The sequence below is a fragment of the Peribacillus sp. NPDC097895 genome, from assembly GCF_050277555.1.
Lineage (GTDB): Bacteria > Bacillota > Bacilli > Bacillales > DSM-1321 > Peribacillus.
In genome coordinates, this window is record NZ_JBNNSH010000001.1 from 1,069,646 (window position 1) to 1,085,778 (window position 16,133).

The 16,133-nt window shown below is 40.3% G+C and carries 19 protein-coding genes; 16 read left to right on the forward strand and 3 right to left on the reverse strand.

All coding sequences use genetic code 11. The features are described from left to right. Nucleotides 1–8 precede the first annotated feature (8 nt). The 11 genes from ACQKMH_RS05120 to lysA all read left to right on the forward strand — a co-directional run bounded on the left by ACQKMH_RS05120 (nucleotide 9) and on the right by lysA (nucleotide 10,887). Nucleotides 9–1,313 (forward strand): pyrimidine-nucleoside phosphorylase, encoded by a 1,305-nt coding sequence (locus ACQKMH_RS05120; RefSeq protein WP_230156888.1) that lies wholly within the window; start codon nucleotides 9–11, stop codon nucleotides 1,311–1,313. A 205-nt stretch (nucleotides 1,314–1,518) separates the two neighbouring features. Further along, nucleotides 1,519–2,685, forward strand: coding sequence for a D-alanyl-D-alanine carboxypeptidase family protein (locus tag ACQKMH_RS05125; RefSeq protein WP_427586363.1), 1,167 nt, complete (start codon nucleotides 1,519–1,521; stop codon nucleotides 2,683–2,685). A 131-nt stretch (nucleotides 2,686–2,816) separates the two neighbouring features. Continuing rightward, complete coding sequence (gene spoIIAA / locus ACQKMH_RS05130; protein WP_057914308.1) at nucleotides 2,817–3,167, forward strand: anti-sigma F factor antagonist; 351 nt, start codon at nucleotides 2,817–2,819, stop codon at nucleotides 3,165–3,167. A gap of 1 nt (nucleotide 3,168) precedes the next feature. Beyond that, nucleotides 3,169–3,609, forward strand: coding sequence for an anti-sigma F factor (spoIIAB, locus tag ACQKMH_RS05135; protein ID WP_034308139.1), 441 nt, complete (start codon nucleotides 3,169–3,171; stop codon nucleotides 3,607–3,609). A gap of 13 nt (nucleotides 3,610–3,622) precedes the next feature. Continuing rightward, nucleotides 3,623–4,390 carry an RNA polymerase sporulation sigma factor SigF gene (sigF, locus tag ACQKMH_RS05140; RefSeq protein WP_034308137.1) on the forward strand — a complete coding sequence of 256 codons (768 nt, stop codon included), beginning with the start codon at nucleotides 3,623–3,625 and terminating at the stop codon, nucleotides 4,388–4,390. A gap of 308 nt (nucleotides 4,391–4,698) precedes the next feature. Then, nucleotides 4,699–5,988, forward strand: coding sequence for an NCS2 family permease (locus tag ACQKMH_RS05145; protein WP_427587514.1), 1,290 nt, complete (start codon nucleotides 4,699–4,701; stop codon nucleotides 5,986–5,988). A gap of 152 nt (nucleotides 5,989–6,140) precedes the next feature. Then, nucleotides 6,141–6,764, forward strand: coding sequence for a stage V sporulation protein AA (locus ACQKMH_RS05150; protein ID WP_427587515.1), 624 nt, complete (start codon nucleotides 6,141–6,143; stop codon nucleotides 6,762–6,764). Then, on the forward strand, nucleotides 6,754–7,176 hold the full coding sequence (locus tag ACQKMH_RS05155) for a stage V sporulation protein AB (RefSeq protein ID WP_063233148.1): 423 nt from the start codon (nucleotides 6,754–6,756) through the stop codon (nucleotides 7,174–7,176). The genes ACQKMH_RS05150 and ACQKMH_RS05155 overlap by 11 nt, the downstream gene beginning before the upstream one ends. A 43-nt stretch (nucleotides 7,177–7,219) precedes the next feature. Beyond that, nucleotides 7,220–7,801 (forward strand): stage V sporulation protein AE, encoded by a 582-nt coding sequence (locus tag ACQKMH_RS05160; protein WP_427586364.1) that lies wholly within the window; start codon nucleotides 7,220–7,222, stop codon nucleotides 7,799–7,801. A gap of 4 nt (nucleotides 7,802–7,805) precedes the next feature. Continuing rightward, nucleotides 7,806–9,272: a spore germination protein gene (locus ACQKMH_RS05165; protein ID WP_427587516.1), complete on the forward strand. Its 1,467-nt coding sequence runs from the start codon at nucleotides 7,806–7,808 to the stop codon at nucleotides 9,270–9,272. Between the two features lie 286 nt (nucleotides 9,273–9,558). After that, nucleotides 9,559–10,887: a diaminopimelate decarboxylase gene (gene lysA, locus ACQKMH_RS05170; RefSeq protein ID WP_427586365.1), complete on the forward strand. Its 1,329-nt coding sequence runs from the start codon at nucleotides 9,559–9,561 to the stop codon at nucleotides 10,885–10,887. A 37-nt stretch (nucleotides 10,888–10,924) separates the two neighbouring features. On the opposite strand, the gene ACQKMH_RS05175 is transcribed toward lysA, so the two are convergent. Continuing rightward, nucleotides 10,925–11,794, reverse strand: a complete 870-nt coding sequence (locus tag ACQKMH_RS05175) for a DUF1002 domain-containing protein (protein WP_230156894.1) — start codon at nucleotides 11,792–11,794, stop codon at nucleotides 10,925–10,927. Nucleotides 11,795–12,376: 582 nt separating this feature from the next. On the opposite strand from ACQKMH_RS05175, the gene ACQKMH_RS05180 reads away from it, so the two are divergent. Further along, complete coding sequence (locus ACQKMH_RS05180; RefSeq protein ID WP_427586366.1) at nucleotides 12,377–12,721, forward strand: GNAT family N-acetyltransferase; 345 nt, start codon at nucleotides 12,377–12,379, stop codon at nucleotides 12,719–12,721. Nucleotides 12,722–12,749: 28 nt separating this feature from the next. Here ACQKMH_RS05180 and ACQKMH_RS05185 read toward each other — a convergent pair whose 3' ends face one another. Next, a complete protein-coding gene (locus ACQKMH_RS05185; RefSeq protein WP_427586367.1) occupies nucleotides 12,750–13,283 on the reverse strand; it encodes a DUF309 domain-containing protein in 534 nt (177 codons plus the stop codon). A gap of 163 nt (nucleotides 13,284–13,446) precedes the next feature. Further along, on the reverse strand, nucleotides 13,447–13,539 hold the full coding sequence (locus ACQKMH_RS05190) for a YjcZ family sporulation protein (protein WP_081108854.1): 93 nt from the start codon (nucleotides 13,537–13,539) through the stop codon (nucleotides 13,447–13,449). Between the two features lie 216 nt (nucleotides 13,540–13,755). On the opposite strand from ACQKMH_RS05190, the gene ACQKMH_RS05195 reads away from it, so the two are divergent. From ACQKMH_RS05195 to ACQKMH_RS05210, 4 genes are read left to right on the forward strand one after another with little or no spacing between them, the layout of a single operon-like run. Further along, a complete protein-coding gene (locus ACQKMH_RS05195) occupies nucleotides 13,756–14,523 on the forward strand; it encodes a segregation/condensation protein A (RefSeq protein WP_427586368.1) in 768 nt (255 codons plus the stop codon). After that, complete coding sequence (scpB, locus tag ACQKMH_RS05200) at nucleotides 14,510–15,091, forward strand: SMC-Scp complex subunit ScpB (protein WP_427586369.1); 582 nt, start codon at nucleotides 14,510–14,512, stop codon at nucleotides 15,089–15,091. The genes ACQKMH_RS05195 and scpB overlap by 14 nt, the downstream gene beginning before the upstream one ends. A gap of 40 nt (nucleotides 15,092–15,131) precedes the next feature. Then, on the forward strand, nucleotides 15,132–15,548 hold the full coding sequence (locus ACQKMH_RS05205; RefSeq protein ID WP_427586370.1) for a hypothetical protein: 417 nt from the start codon (nucleotides 15,132–15,134) through the stop codon (nucleotides 15,546–15,548). Between the two features lie 22 nt (nucleotides 15,549–15,570). Continuing rightward, the gene (locus ACQKMH_RS05210; RefSeq protein WP_427586371.1) at nucleotides 15,571–16,056 is read left to right on the forward strand and encodes a YpuI family protein; all 486 of its coding nucleotides are present in this window, start codon (nucleotides 15,571–15,573) and stop codon (nucleotides 16,054–16,056) included. The last annotated feature ends 77 nt before the right edge of the window (nucleotides 16,057–16,133 follow it).

The following is a 16,133-nucleotide window of genomic DNA, read 5'->3' on the forward strand; positions in this document are numbered from 1 at the left end:
ATTCTATTATGAGAATGGTAGATTTAATTGAGAAAAAGCGGGATGGAAAGGCTCTTTCTACAGAAGAAATACAGTTCATCATCAAAGGGTTTACTGATGGAACGATTCCTGATTACCAAATGAGTGCTTGGTCAATGGCTGTTTATTTCAAAGGCATGAATGAGCAGGAACGTGCTGATTTAACCATGGCAATGGTCGAGTCAGGCGATCAAATCGACTTATCGATGATTGAAGGAATCAAGGTCGATAAACATTCAACAGGCGGTGTTGGGGATACCACAACACTAGTGCTTGGGCCATTAGTTGCTGCGGTAGGTGTTCCGGTTGCAAAGATGTCAGGACGGGGTCTTGGCCATACAGGCGGAACGATCGATAAGTTGGAGTCTGTAAAAGGCTTTCATGTTGAAATCGAAAATGACGAGTTCATTCGGCTTGTAAATAAAAATAAAATAGCTGTCATTGGACAAAGTGGTAACCTGACTCCAGCGGATAAAAAGTTATATGCATTGCGCGATGTTACGGCTACCGTTAACAGTATCGGTTTGATTGCTGGTTCGATCATGAGTAAGAAAATTGCCGCTGGTGCTGATGCAATCGTACTCGATGTTAAAACAGGAGCTGGCGCTTTCATGAAAACTCTCGAAGATTCTGAAGAATTAGCGCATGCAATGGTGAGCATCGGGAACAATGTCGGGCGAAACACGATGGCTGTCATTTCCGATATGAGCCAACCGCTGGGCTACGCAATCGGAAATGCATTAGAAGTGAAGGAAGCCATCGATACACTTAAAGGGGAAGGCCCGGAAGATTTAACGGAACTTTCTTTAACACTAGGAAGTCATATGGTATACCTTGCCAAAAAGGCAAGTTCGCTGGAGGAAGCAAGAACCTTGCTTGAAAATGCGATAAAAGATGGTTCTGCACTAAACTCATTCAAGGTTTTCCTAGAAGCTCAGGGAGGCGATGGTTCGGTTGTAGATCAGCCGGAAAAACTTCCGCAGGCTGCTCATACTTTCGAGCTAGAAGCGAAAGAGGACGGATATGTATCGGAGATCATCGCTGATGAAGTGGGAACGGCAGCTATGCTTTTAGGCGCCGGGAGAGCTACAAAAGAATCAGAGATCGATTTGGCAGTCGGGCTTGTACTCCGTAAAAAAATCGGGGAAACTGTGGCAAAAGGTGAATCCCTTGTGACGATTTACAGCAATTTTGAAGATGTTACAAAAGTAAAAGAAAAATTGTATGAAAGCATTGCGATTTCAAAAGAGAAAGTCGAAAAACCTACCCTGATCTATAAAGAAATCATGGAATAAATGATTTTAAAAAGGTCACCCTTTTTTAGGGTGACCTTTTTGTGTCTTTCCAATGAATGTTAAAAAAGAGGATGCCCATGCGCATCCTCTTTTGCTTTTTGTTAATTGGTACTAATATCCAATATATGTTCAAAATTCATCTTTAATTGTATAAAAATGGGTTTGATGGAAAAAATAAATGATATCAAGATTGGAGGGTATGGAGATGAAGCGGATTCTTTCTCTATTTATAACCGTATTAATAGCAATAGGCTTTTGCATCCCACATACAGAAGCAGCTGAAGGTAAAGGAGTCGACTTGGCGGCCAATGCTAAATCCGCTATTTTGATTGAACGGGATACAGGCGCCATTCTGTATGATAAAAATGCAGACATTCGTCTTTCACCGGCTAGTATGACGAAAATCATGACAATGCTGCTGATCATGGAAGCGATCGATAAAGGCGAACTAAGCATGAAGGAGAAAATCAGGACAAGTGAGTATGCAGCATCGATGGGCGGGTCCCAAATCTTCCTCGAGCCAGGTGAAGAAATGACCACAGAACAAATGCTTAAAGGCATCTCGATTGGTTCGGCGAATGATGCATCGGTTGCAATGGCTGAACGTCTTGACGGCTCTGAAGAAGAGTTTGTTAAGAAAATGAACAAAAAGGCGAAAGACTTAGGTTTGAAAAATACAAAGTTCCAAAACGCGACGGGCCTTCCAGTTAAAGATCATTACAGTTCGGCCCATGATATGTCGATTATGGCGAAGGAACTATTGAAATACGATACGATTACAAGGTTCACGGGTACATATGAAGATTATCTCCGTGAAAACACCGATAAGAAGTTCTGGCTCGTTAACACGAATAGATTAGTAAAATTTTATCCTGGAGTGGATGGGCTAAAGACAGGGTTCACTAATGAAGCGAAATACTGTCTTACAGCCACTGCAAAAAAAGGAAATATGCGTGTCATTGCGGTCGTTTTTGGAGCCGATTCTCCAAAGGAACGAAACGCTCAGGTCACCAAGATGCTAGATTATGCATTTTCACAATACATCACATATCCGATTTATAAACGCGGCGAGGTGTTAGGTGAATCTAGGGTGAGTAAAGGCCACAAGAAAGCGGTGGTGGGAGTGACAAGTGAACCTATTTCAGTTTTGACAGCCAAGAACGGAACGGCAAAGGACTTTACAAAAAAAGTCACTCTTGATAAAGATTTGAAAGCCCCTATAAAAAAAGGTGATCAAATTGGTACGCTTGAATTGAAGAAAAACGGTAAGGTGTATGTCGAATCTCCAATTGTCGCGAAGGAATCTGTTGAAAATGCCAGCTGGTGGCAATTGTATAAACGTGCTTTCGGCATGTTTACTCAAGCGAAATAGAATAAATTGTCGCAATGCCTGGTATTAGTACTAATTTAGGCGAAACTCCACTAGTTTTGCTGTTAAGAAGGAATCGGCAGGTAAAAAAGAGAATTTGACTCATTACAAGACAGTGAAGGAGGCTGTATATAGTGAGTCTTACGATTAATATGGAGGCGAAAAATCGTGTATTGTGCATTCGTCTCAAAGGTGATTTAGATCATCATACAGCAGAAAAATTGAAGAACCAGGCAGAGGCAGCCATTCAAAAGCATAACATCCAGCATATTATTCTCAACATGGAAGAATTGCATTTTATGGACAGTTCAGGGCTCGGAGTTATTTTAGGGCGTTATAAGCAGGTAAACAAAAAGCAAGGTGAAATGGTGGTCTGTGCAATTTCTCCAGCAGTAAAGCGGTTATTTGAGATGTCAGGGTTGTTTAAAATTGTTAAAATGGAACTATCCGAAAAAAACGCTTTGCAAAGACTGGGGGTTGCCTAAAATGAAAAATAAAATGGAAACGAAATTTTCCGCACTAAGCCAAAATGAATCTTTTGCCAGGGTAACTGTTGCGGCTTTCATTGCCCAATTGGACCCGACGATGGATGAATTGACAGAAATCAAAACTGTCGTGTCAGAAGCCGTTACGAATTCGATTATCCATGGGTATGAGAGTGATCCGGAAGGGTGGGTCTACATTTCAGTGGTCATCGAAGGTGATACAGTAGAATTGACCATTCGGGATGAAGGACTGGGCATTGAGGACGTCGAGGAGGCTAAACAGCCTTTATTTACGACAAAGCCCGAACTTGAACGTTCCGGTATGGGATTCACCATCATGGAAAACTTCATGGATGAAATCAATATAATTTCCCATAAGGGTGAAGGCACGATCATTCGATTAAAAAAGCACTTAACTACAAGCAGAGCTTTGTGCAATTAAGGGAGACTTGCATATGGATGTGGAGGTTAAAAACGAGAAGAGCAAAAAAGGCCAGCCCCATTTAAAAGATGAGGAATTGAGGAATTTGATTCAACGCAGCCAGAGCGGTGACCAAGATGCAAGGAACTTGATTGTCAATAGCAATCTCAGGCTTGTATGGTCAGTAGTGCAAAGATTCCTCAATCGAGGTTATGAACCGGATGACCTTTATCAAATTGGCTGCATAGGTCTTTTGAAGTCCGTGGACAAATTTGACTTATCGTTTGAAGTGAAATTCTCAACGTATGCTGTACCAATGATCATTGGTGAAATCCAACGTTTTATCCGTGATGACGGAACAGTTAAAGTGAGCCGTTCTTTGAAAGAAATGGCGAATAAAATTCGCAGGGCTAAAGAAGAACTATCCAAGACATATGGCCGAGTCCCGACTGTCAATGAATTGGCGGAACATCTTGAGTTATCGCCAGAGGAAATCATCATGGCACAAGAAGCTAGCAGGAGCCCTTCATCCATCCACGAAACGGTTTACGAGAATGATGGAGATCCGATTACTCTTCTTGACCAGATTGCCGACCATAACGAAACATCTTGGTTTGATCAAATCGCATTGAAAGAAGCGATTCATGAATTGAATGAACGTGAAAGGCTGATTGTTTTCCTAAGGTATTATAAAGATCAGACACAGTCGGAAGTAGCGGCAAGGCTTGGTATATCCCAAGTACAGGTGTCAAGGCTGGAAAAGAAGATTCTTCAGCAAATGAAAAACCACATGAATCAGTGATTCATGTGGTTTTTTTATTTGGCTGGAGATAAATCGCGGATTTAGGAAAAAGTAAAAGTAATGGACCCTCGTGATTAGTTAGGAATCAAATTTATGAAAATATGTATGGGAATCAAATTTTTTAGTTGAATTTACAATTAAAAACGAATATTATAGTAAAGGTCGCGTTTTTCATTCGTTTTTTTATCTTTCATTCAGCGAATATTTAACCAGGAAAAGCGACGATGCAGTACAATTTTAGGACACCTTGTTCTTTCGTGCAAACGGTTGTCGGTGTTTCCTTTAGATCTGGAGGTCTAAATATGTTTATGGAAAGGTTTTTCTCCCTGAAAGAAAATGGAACGAGTGTCCGTACAGAAGTCATGGCGGGCGTTACGACATTTTTGACTATGGTTTATATCCTAATTGTGAATCCGGCTTTATTGTCTTCAATCGGAATTCCATTTGAACAAGTTTTCATGGCAACGGTCATATCATCGGTCATAGGTACCCTTATCATGGGGCTCGTAGCAAAATATCCGATTGCGATAGCACCGGGGATGGGCTTGAATGCTTATTTTGCTAGCGTAGTGGGGGCACAGGGCCTCTCATATCAGACTGTATTTGGAACGGTTTTCATCGCCGGTTTGCTCTTTTTATTAATTAGCGTGACGAGCTTGCGCAAAATGATAATCGATGCGATTCCTAACTCACTAAAATATGGAATCACATCCGGAATTGGTTTATTCATCGCGTTTATCGGGTTGAAAAATGCGGGAATTGTAGTATCTAATGAATCAACGATGGTGACTCTTGGCGATTTGCATCAGCCTGGAACCGTTTTAGCGTTGATAGGTTTATTCATTACCTTGATTTTAATGGCCCGTAATATCAAAGGGGCCATTTTTATTGGTATGATCATTACGGCAGTTATCGGCTATTTTATCGGTTTGCTAAATTTTGATGGCTTCTTATCCGTACCTCCAGCACCGGTATTTTTCGATATCGATATTGCTGGAGTCTTCACCCATTCTTTATATTCAGTTGTATTCGCCTTTTTACTTGTGACGATCTTTGATACGACAGGTACATTGATCGGTGTAACGGAACAGGCAGGACTGACGAAGGATGGTAAGATCCCTCGTGCCAAGAAAGCCTTTTTAGGTGATGCGATTGCAACGACAGTCGGATCAATGTTTGGAACAAGTCCTTCAACTGCTTACGTTGAATCGAGCACGGGTGTGGCTGCAGGTGGACGTACCGGGTTGACGGCTACAGTTGTGGCGATCCTGTTCGCTGTATCGATTTTCTTTTCTCCATTAATATCTGCGATCTCTTCAGTTCAAGCAATCACTGCTCCTGTTTTGATCATCGTAGGATGTTTCATGATGGAGGGGCTGGCTAAAGTCAACTGGAAAATTTTCGATGAAGCATTTCCAGCTTTTGCAATCATTTTAACGATGCCGCTTACTTCAAGCATATCAACGGGGATTGCTATAGGGTTCATTACTTATCCTCTAATGAAGGTATTCAGTGGAAAAGGAAAATCGGTTCATCCACTCATTTATATTTTTGGATTGATATTTTTGGTTCAACTGATTTTCTTCCCCACCCACTAATTTATGGATGTAAATCAAAGAGACATGCTGTCATTGCAGCGTGTCTTTTTTTTGTTTGCAATTAGTAATATTTGGACATCGGCCACTTCCTGCATTTTCAATCTGTTTACAATCCATACTACTAGCATAAGGAAATAAAAGGTCGGGATGTGATGATAGTGGCAGTTGTATATATCAGAATGAGGAACCGTGTACAAGTAAATGGAAATCAAACGGTGAGGATAAAAGATATTGCGAGGATAATCGGACCTGAAGAAGAGATTCAAATAATTGAAGAAATCTTATTATTAACGGTCAAGAAGGAAGATAAGAATATTATTGTCATTGATTTGGCTCAAGTTATCATGGCCATTCGCAAAGTGGATCCGGGTATTGAAGTGGAGACATTCGGACCCTCCCAAACCATCATCGAAGTCATCCTCTCGAAAAAGAAAATGTCAATCCTGGCCTTCATCCTAGTCTGGTTCTTGTTGTTTATCGGCGGTGGTATGACCATCATGAATTTTCATGTTGATGTCAGTATGGGGGAAGTGCATCAAAAAATCTTCACGATCATAACCGGAAAAGTGGATGAAAAGCCGCTATTGATTCAAATCCCATATAGCTTCGGCCTTGGTATAGGCATGATCTTATTTTTTAATCACTTTTTTAAAAAACGCTTCAATGAGGAACCCAGTCCGCTCGAGGTTGAAATGTTCAACTATCAGCAGGATTTGGACCGGTATGTAACCATGAATGAAAATAAGGAGAACGTGCGCCATCTTGATGACAGGTAAAATTATCTTCGGAATCTTTGTCGGTTTAGCTGGAGGTTTTGCTACAGGTGCCGGTTTTGTAGCGTTTTTAACTGTACTTGGGGTGATTCCGAGACTGACTCAGCTGACCAAAACAATGAAAATGATACATTACTACGAAGGAGCTATCATTGCCGGGGTTGTCGCAGGAACATGGTTCGGATTGCAGGAAACGGAATTTTCCCTTCCGCATTTTTTATTAATTCCGATCGGTTTGGCTGACGGGATCTTTAATGGGATGCTTGCTGCTGCCTTAACTGAAGTTCTGAATGTATTTCCTGTTCTGTCTAAACGAATCGGTATACAAGAGAAAATCATTTATCTGTTAATGGCACTCGTATTGGGGAAGATAGCCGGTTCTTTATTCCAATGGATTTATTTTGTCGATTTGTAAGTTTTTAAGGTAACTATTCCTGGTAATGAAAGGTAGGCTCAAGATGGTGACCAAACGAAAAGTGATATTGATAACGGATGGAGATGAGTATGCTAAACGGGCTGTCGAACTTGTCGCCAAGGAAATTGGGGGACGATGCATCTCCATGTCGCAAGGTAATCCATCACGATATACGGGCTTGGAGCTTGTTGGACTAATAAAGAAGGCGAAGAATGATCCTGTGTTGGTCATGTTTGATGATAGCGGATTTATCGGTGAAGGATCCGGTGAACAAGCGATGAAAGTAGTTGCCGAACATCCTGATATTATTGTCCTTGGAGTGATTGCGGTCGCTTCAAGGACTAGAAGGGAAGAATGGACCAAGGTTGATATCTGTATCGACCGGGATGGGAATTTGACACCGAACGGGGTGGATAAATACGGCGCCGAGGAATTTGAACTGGGCAAGATAACAGGAGATACGGTGTATTGCATCGATCAATTACATGTACCCATAGTAGTTGGGATAGGGGATATCGGTAAAATGTCCCATCAGGATGATTTTAAAAAAGGTGCACCAATCACGAAGCTAGCGGTGGAAATTATATTGGAAAGGAGTGGTCATGATGACTTCAGAAAAACCTGAAAACATGATACCGATTCCGAATAGGGTAGCGGAAGTTGACGAGTACATGGAAGAGAAAGTAGGTCTGGGCGTCAGCTTCGACTTAGGGGTAAGAAGGATAAAGGTACTTAGAAAAGATGTGCATCTTTACTATATAAATGGGTTGACGGATACAGAATTCATCATTGAAATCCTCGACTCACTAATCCATAACAAAAATGCTGAAATCTTGACTACTAAAGTTTTTGATGTAGTCAAAGACTTGCTCGTACACCAATCCGTCGAGGAAATAAAGACGATGGATGAGCTTGTTGATCAGGTATTATCCGGTTTAATAGTCATTGTTGTTGATGGTAAACCAATAGGATTGGTTGTGGATGTCAGGAGTTATCCCGGGAGACAGCCACAAGAACCCGATACGGAAAAAGTCGTCCGAGGATCAAGGGATGGTTTTGTTGAGAATATCATCGTTAACACTGCGATAACCAGACGGAGAATACGGGATGAAAGATTACGTTTCGAAATGTTGCATGTAGGGGAACGATCGAAAACGGACATATCCATTGGTTACATTAAAGATATTGCCGATCCTGATTTAATAGATATCGTTCGTAAGGAATTGAATAGTATTGAGGTTGATGGCATAACGATGTCTGATAAAACGATTGAAGAGTTCATCGTCAAGCAAAGATTTAACCCATACCCGATGGTCAGGTATACGGAACGGGCTGATGTAGCGGCAACACATTTACTTGAGGGGCATGTCCTTATTTATGTCGATACTTCACCGAGTGTCATCATTACCCCGTCCACTCTGTTTCATCACATGCAACATGCTGAGGAGTATCGGCAGGCACCTGCAGTTGGATCCTTGGTACGCTGGGTACGTTTTTTGGGGATTTTCGTTTCTTTATACTTGCTGCCGATTTGGTTGCTGTTTTGTTTAGAGCCTTCCCTCCTGCCTGAAAAGTTTGAGTATATCGGGCCAAATGAAAAAACGCATATACCGATAGTGGTCCAAATCTTCATTTCCGATATTGGTATAGAATTTTTAAGGATGGCAGCCGTCCATACCCCGACCCCGCTTTCTACGGCGATGGGCTTGGTTGCTGCCGTTTTGATAGGACAGATTGCGATAGATGTTGGCTTATTTGTTCCTGAAGTGGTTCTCTATGCTTCCGTAGCGACAATCGGCACATTTGTCACTCCGAGTTTAGAACTAGGGGTAGCGAATAAAATTTCCCGTTTAGCGCTCCTAGTGTTGGTTGCTGCATTTAAAGTGCCTGGCTTAGTCATTGGCATCACACTCTACATTATTTTGCTTACTAGCATAAAAACGTTAAACACACCATATTTATGGCCGCTTCTCCCATTTCAACCGAAGGGTTTATCACATATAATATTTAGAAGACCTTATCCGGGATCTGTGGAACGTCCAAGTATTGTTCATCCTCAGGATAGATTTAGGCAGCCAAGAAAATCTAAAGGTTGATGTTGTCTAAAAGTTGTGGTAATTTAATTTTATTCGAATAAAGCGGTAAAGTTAAGGCTTCCCAAAGAGATAGAGCTTTTGTTTCTAGAAGTAAAACGAATCTGGCTTGTCTTTCGAACTACTAAGCAGTTATGGAGAACAATATTTAACGGGGATAATCAATTAGATTCGAATGAGGCTTGATCATATAGAGAGTCCTTTTCACTAATATCAGGTTTCTTTATTTGAGGCTGCCTCATTTCTTGTTAATCTTTTTTTAGTTTTAAGTCAGGAAGGTGAAGCTATCATGCATTTGTACGGAACCGGTGGTGTCAATGAGCGTGGACATTTGGAGATTGGCGGAGTGGACACGATCGAACTAATCGAAAAATTTGGTACACCACTATATGTTTATGATGTAGAACTAATTCGTGAACGAGCAAGAGGGTTCAAGAGAACTTTTGAGGAATTGGGGATATCAGCACAAGTTGCTTACGCAAGTAAAGCCTTTTCTTCGATTGCCATGGTCCAGTTGGCTGATCAAGAGGGCCTTTCTCTCGATGTTGTCTCAGCAGGGGAATTATATACGGCAATTAAGGCGAATTTCCCAACTGAACGCATCCACTTTCATGGAAACAACAAAAGTGAAGAAGAGCTACATATGGCTTTGGATTATAAAATTGGCTGTATAGTAGTCGATAATTTTTCAGAGTTGGAATTGTTAGAAGAGATTTGTACAAACCGTGAGCAAAAGGTTAAAATCCTTCTTCGTGTAACACCAGGCATCGAAGCCCATACGCATGATTACATCTTGACAGGGCAAGAAGATTCGAAATTTGGTTTTGATCTTATTAATGGCCAGGCTGAAGAAGCCCTTAAACAAGCACTACAAAGCGAATGGCTGGAAGTACTAGGATTGCACTGCCATATTGGTTCCCAGATCTTTCAAACGACTGGTTTCCTTCTTGCCGCTCAAAAAATTATCGGCAAGCTGAATGATTGGCATGGTACCATAGGTTTTCAACCAAAGGTATTGAACCTCGGAGGAGGATTCGGAATTCGGTACACTCAAGAGGACGACCCGCTACCTGCTTCTCAATATGTAGAAGAAATCGTTAGGGAAGTGCAGAACCTGATTGCCGAATCCGATTTAGGAATGCCTGAAATCTGGATCGAACCTGGTCGTTCATTAGTCGGAGATGCCGGTATGACTTTGTATAAAGTCGGTTCTGAAAAGGAAGTGCCTAATGTCCGTAAATATGTTGCCATTGATGGGGGCATGAGTGATAATATACGTCCAGCACTTTATGAAGCTAAGTATGATGCAATTCTTGCAAATCGGCCACTTGATCCTGTAGAAGAAACAGTGTCCATAGCTGGGAAATGCTGTGAAAGCGGAGATATGTTGATTTGGGATTTACCATTGCCTAAAGCAGGACGCGGGGATGTATTGGCAGTCTTTTGTACAGGAGCATACGGATATTCCATGTCGAATAATTACAATCGGATTCCGAGACCGGCTGTCGTCTTTTGTGAAAATGGGGAAGCTCGATTAGTCATCAAACGCGAGACCTTCGATGATCTTATCCATTTGGATTTGGCCCTTCACGAAGCCGCAGTCTTGAATAAAGAATAAAAAGAGGGTGGCATAGGCCATCCTCTTTTTATTTATATCAGCTGAAAAATGATTTGATCGCGTCTATTAAACTACTGAAAACTTCTTTCAATTTATCTAAAAATGATTGACCCTCTTCGGACTCCAGAAAATTGGATAGCTTATCTTTTGCAGCAGTAAGCTGATCCCCGACAGCGTTCCAATCAATATTCAATTCTTTTAGCTTATTGAATAAATCAATTAAACTTTGAACTTGAGCCTCATTTAAGGCGATTCCAAGTTCTTTTGCTGAAGATTCGACAACATCGCGAACCTCTTCGGTATTGGCTGGTGGATTTTCAGCCATATTTTCTTTGATTTTTGTTACCAGTGCAGAGGCTTCCTCCGTACCGATTTCATCACCTAACTTAGCTGTTTTTACCATTTCCTCATTTGCTGCCTGTTTCACGTCTTCCGGAATCTTCTTATCAGAAGAAATCTCATATGCTTTGATGACTCCTGTCAAAGCCGCTGTACCGGAAACGGGAATAGGTGCTGTGACATAAACGGTAGCATCTTTTACTCCTGCAGTGGCCAGAGCATTGATATACATTTCATCGGTGACCCAGTTAATGTTTTTCGACTCCAGTTTAAGGCCAGTACCTTTTTCCTCCAATGTAATGGCAGAGGAAGAAATCGCTTTTGTACCAATCAGTCGGCTGGCGATATAGTCTCCTAGGTATTCATGTTCCTCCGCATTTGTAACCGTTAAAACCTCAACATCATTGGGGGCTTTCATTTCTGACAAAATCATATTTTTTTGTTCGTTTGTCAAATTTTCACCAAGTGTGACGATCATTTCACCAACAGCTGCATCTGCAAAAGCCTTATATGGCAATAATAGACATAATAAAATAGTTACAATGACCCATTTATTACTTTTTTTCATGGTAATCCTCCTTAACTTTTCCTGCTGAATTGGAATCTTTCATTTAAAGGGCGGCGCTCTAAATGAAGATTCATAGTATTGGACGAAACAAAGGATAAAAAAGATACATATTTTCTTAAAAAAAATATTATGGCCCAAGAAAGCTAATGATCTTTCAAGGGAGAAAAATGATTGCATCCTTGTCTTTTATACCTAAGAGGCACTCTATGAACCTAAGATCACTTTATCAATGTAGTAAAATCGAAGCAAGATTGCAAGGGATATTTGTCAGATTGTGTTAGGTTATAGTAAAATGAATTCGATATTTAAATATTTGGACCATTAATAAAGGGAGTATGGGATGAGGAAAAGTAATAAAACTCTTTTACTTATGATACTTGTTATCGCTTTGATGTGGGGAATCGTATATTGGTTGTTTATCGCGTAGCACATAGCACATCCATAAATCAAGTGCTGAAAGTGATGTTGAAACGTACGAAGTTTTTATGTATGATGGAAATGTTATAAGTGAGGATTATTATTCAAAGCGAATTAATTGGAAACAGGTAGATAATAAAACGTTATTTAGTAACGAGGGATATTATGTTGATTAAGTATAAGAAAAGTTATGAGAAATTTGCCATGGGATTATTATCTTTCATGCCAAATGAAAAAGAGATAAAAGTGCTTCGGAATACGATGAAGAATTATGAAACAGATGAAAATCTACAGCTGTTCTTATGGAAAGATGAAGAGATTATAGGCTTGATCGGAATAGAAGTCTCTCCAAATCACATTGAGATTCAACATATATCTGTAAATCCATCTTTTCGGAAGCAAGGTATCGGTAAAATGATGGTCAGGGCTCTTAAGGAGCAATATCCTGACAAAGAATTAAAGGCAAATGAGTTTACGGAAAGCTTTCTTGACAGGTGCGAAGAAATCTGAATATGAAAGTGAGAATGGAGGACAGCCTTTAAGGGCGGTCCTCCATTCTTTTTCGAAGGGATAGTTGCCGAGTCCTTTCAGAAATGACATCCGAACGGTCACGCATTAGATGCTTATCAACTATTGATGAATTAGCCATGTCACTATTTGCGCACCATATGTATCCTTCATGCAGGCACATCGATTGGCATTTTTCGATTAACCCTTGATCTGCTATCGGAAGATTAATGCTTTCATATGGCTTTTGGGATAACATTCGTTCGAGGGTGTTCTCGAGCAAATTGAACAGTTCTTCGGGATCAAGCCCCAACTTTAGGAGCTCGGGCTTTTTAGAGTGGAGATTAGCCAGGGCTTTAGTCAGGGTCCTGACAGCACCCTTAGTGTTTCCCCTGCGATCATGGTATTGGGCAACAGCAATTTGAATGAGGCCGACCCAATGGGAGTCACGCTCTTTTGGAGCGGTTTCCTTCCAATATTCTTCAAGAATTTCATGACATTCGAAATAATCCCTTGTCCCATGGAAATGGACAAGGAAAGAAAGGTAGTCGTCCGCGTAATTCAATAGGAGCACCCCTTTTGTTTTGATGGAATCATCTAAGGCAGAAAAGCCATTTTTCCATAGCTTATGATCTGCAATGTTTTCTTTCTAAGTGTAGCATAGAATTTTTTCTTGGAAAATAAAGAAAGCTGATTGCAAAGCAATCAGCTTGATTCATCAGCCTTCATTAACACCAAGAAGCACCGACGATAACTAACAATATGAACAATACTACAATAAAGGCGAATCCGCCGCCGTGTCCAAAACCACCTGCACCCATAATAAGTACCTCCTTTGTTCTGCTATTCTTACATTTCTAGGTTATGTTGTATTTACGAATGTGATTGGGCATTGACCCAATTGTCAAAATTCCCTTAAAAGAACTTTTTTCAAGGTCCGTAAATTATTATTATTGGATAAAGGGCGGCAATCCACTATACTTGATTAGGAAAAGAAATAGGCCTTTGGGCCAATTGGATTTAAATGGGGTAATTTAATGGGTTATAATATAAAAATTGACGCTTTCGAAGGTCCGATGGATTTACTCCTACATTTGATAAATCGACTTGAAATAGACATCTACGATATTCCGATGGCAGATATTACAGATCAATACCTAGGTTACATCCATACGATGCAGCACCTTGAATTGGATGTGGCCAGCGAATATTTGGTAATGGCTGCAACGCTGCTTGCTATAAAGAGTAAAATGTTGCTGCCGAAGCATGAAGATGAACAATTGATTGATGAAGATGGGGAACTATTTGAAGAAGATCCACGGGATGAGCTTGTGGAGAAGCTTTTAGAATATAAAAAGTATAAGCATGCGGCCGAAGAATTTAAAGGGATGGAAGAAGAACGCAGTTTGATGTTCACTAAACCTCCAAGTGACTTGTCCGGATATGTTAAAGAAGCGGAAAGTGATAAACAAGAGTTGAATATCAGTCTATATGATATGTTGGGCGCTCTGCAAAAACTGCTCCGCAGACAAAAAATACAAAAGCCGCTTTACACGAAAGTAACGAAACAAGAAATATCGATAGAAAAACGCATGGATGAAATCATGATGGAGTTACAATCCATCAAAGGGAAGAAAAGCTTTTTTGAACTGTTTTCGGTTCCGGTTAAAGAGCATATTGTCATCACCTTTATGGCAGTACTGGAACTAATGAAACTAAATGAAATCAACGTTGAACAAGAAGATAATTTTTCGGAAATCATGATTGCAGCTAAGAAAGGTGTAGAGCCAGTTGGAAGTTATTAATTGGAAAGGTATTCTTGAGGCATTACTGTTTGCGGCTGGAGATGAAGGACTCTCCATCAAACAAATTGCGTCAGTCCTTGAAATTACAGAATATCAAGCAACGGACATCGTTGAAAGTTTAAAGGAAGAATATATATCGGATACACGCGGAATTCAAGTGATTGAAATAGCGGGTGTTTATCAAATGACGACAAAAAAAGTACACTCGGATTACTTGAAAAAACTTGTAGAAACATCAAGCGCACAAGGCTTATCCCAGGCTGCTTTGGAAACACTCGCAATCATTGCATATAAGCAGCCGATTACTAGAGCTGAAATTGATGAAATTCGTGGTGTCAAAACAGAACGTCCCATTCATACACTTGTCGCCAAAGTCTTAATAAAAGAGGTCGGACGTGCTGAAGGGTCCGGTCGGGCTTACTTATATGGAACAACAAAAGAGTTTTTGGATTACTTCGGATTGAATTCCATCGAAGAATTACCGCCGCTTGCCGATAATTCGGATGATAGCTTCGAAAATGGTGAAGCGGATTTGTTTTTTGAAAAATTTCAGCAAACAATCGAATAATTGTGATAATATAGAAAAAATGAATACGGGGGGATTGCGGGTGCAAATCGTAGCATGCAATGGATTTGAGCTTGAAAAAGAGAAGTCAAATTCGCCGGAGGAATTTTTTAACCGATCCGTTATACAATACATGAAGGATGGAAAAGAAAAGACACTGAATGTCCTGTATCTTCGTTATTTTGATGAGATGGTCTCTCGTTTTACACCCTATCCCGCCAATCCTATATTCAAAAGTTTTAACAGAGATATTTATCTGGCTGATATCATTGCCATGGTCTGCCTGCTTAAAGACCCGAGTTTGATCAACCGAAAACGTATATATATAAATTCAGAGAAAGAGTTAGCTAGTTATTTCGAAAATATAGATTTTGAAAAATTGGAGAAAGTGTTTATATCTATTGACCAAGCTAAACCATATAATATAGAATCACATGTTGACTATTATATTCAATCTTAATCATTTTGAGGAGGGTTCACGGTTGGGGAATACATTGGTAAAATCTCAGCTTGAGGATGTAAAAAGCTTTTTAGAAACGACAGTGGCTCAGCTAGAAGAATTTATAAATCAGACGACCTATTCTAAGCTGCAAGAAGAAAAGCCTGGTGATGAAACCTATTATAAAGGAGTCCTTTCCAGTTTAAGAAGATTGCTCGTCAGTTGTGAAGAGGGCTTGGAAGCTTGTCAAATCGTTCTTAAAAATGATGTTTTTAATAAAGCGGCAGCTGAAAAGACGCTTTATAGGGTATATCATCAATGTATCGAAGAATACTTTTCCCCAAAATCGGATCGTTGGTTTGAGGACAGCAGATCTGCATATACAGGGAAAAACTCGATTAAATTTCACCAAAGTGTACCGGACAGCATAATATCCATTCTGAAGGCAGTAGAAAGTGGATTCCAGACCATGCGTGAAGAATTGGAGTTTTATGAAACGGATTACCGAACGAAAATGTTACAGTCATGATATAGAAACAGCTAGGCTCAATAGGCCTTGCTGTTTTTTTGTATATAAATGGAATCTCCGCTTAATCGAAACATAAA

Bases quoted from the DNA above. Each gene is read 5' to 3' on its own strand.
- ACQKMH_RS05195 (WP_427586368.1), top strand. From the start codon at position 13,756: ATGGGTTATAATATAAAAATTGACGCTTTCGAAGGTCCGATGGATTTA.
- sigF (WP_034308137.1), top strand. From the start codon at position 3,623: ATGGATGTGGAGGTTAAAAACGAGAAGAGCAAAAAAGGCCAGCCCCAT.
- ACQKMH_RS05155 (WP_063233148.1), top strand. From the start codon at position 6,754: ATGACAGGTAAAATTATCTTCGGAATCTTTGTCGGTTTAGCTGGAGGT.
- lysA (WP_427586365.1), top strand. From the start codon at position 9,559: ATGCATTTGTACGGAACCGGTGGTGTCAATGAGCGTGGACATTTGGAG.
- ACQKMH_RS05190 (WP_081108854.1), bottom strand. From the start codon at position 13,539: ATGGGTGCAGGTGGTTTTGGACACGGCGGCGGATTCGCCTTTATTGTA.
- ACQKMH_RS05125 (WP_427586363.1), top strand. From the start codon at position 1,519: ATGAAGCGGATTCTTTCTCTATTTATAACCGTATTAATAGCAATAGGC.
- ACQKMH_RS05120 (WP_230156888.1), top strand. From the start codon at position 9: ATGAGAATGGTAGATTTAATTGAGAAAAAGCGGGATGGAAAGGCTCTT.
- spoIIAB (WP_034308139.1), top strand. From the start codon at position 3,169: ATGAAAAATAAAATGGAAACGAAATTTTCCGCACTAAGCCAAAATGAA.
- ACQKMH_RS05165 (WP_427587516.1), top strand. From the start codon at position 7,806: ATGATACCGATTCCGAATAGGGTAGCGGAAGTTGACGAGTACATGGAA.
- ACQKMH_RS05145 (WP_427587514.1), top strand. From the start codon at position 4,699: ATGGAAAGGTTTTTCTCCCTGAAAGAAAATGGAACGAGTGTCCGTACA.
- ACQKMH_RS05160 (WP_427586364.1), top strand. From the start codon at position 7,220: ATGGTGACCAAACGAAAAGTGATATTGATAACGGATGGAGATGAGTAT.
- ACQKMH_RS05180 (WP_427586366.1), top strand. From the start codon at position 12,377: ATGTTGATTAAGTATAAGAAAAGTTATGAGAAATTTGCCATGGGATTA.
- ACQKMH_RS05175 (WP_230156894.1), bottom strand. From the start codon at position 11,794: ATGAAAAAAAGTAATAAATGGGTCATTGTAACTATTTTATTATGTCTA.
- ACQKMH_RS05150 (WP_427587515.1), top strand. From the start codon at position 6,141: ATGATAGTGGCAGTTGTATATATCAGAATGAGGAACCGTGTACAAGTA.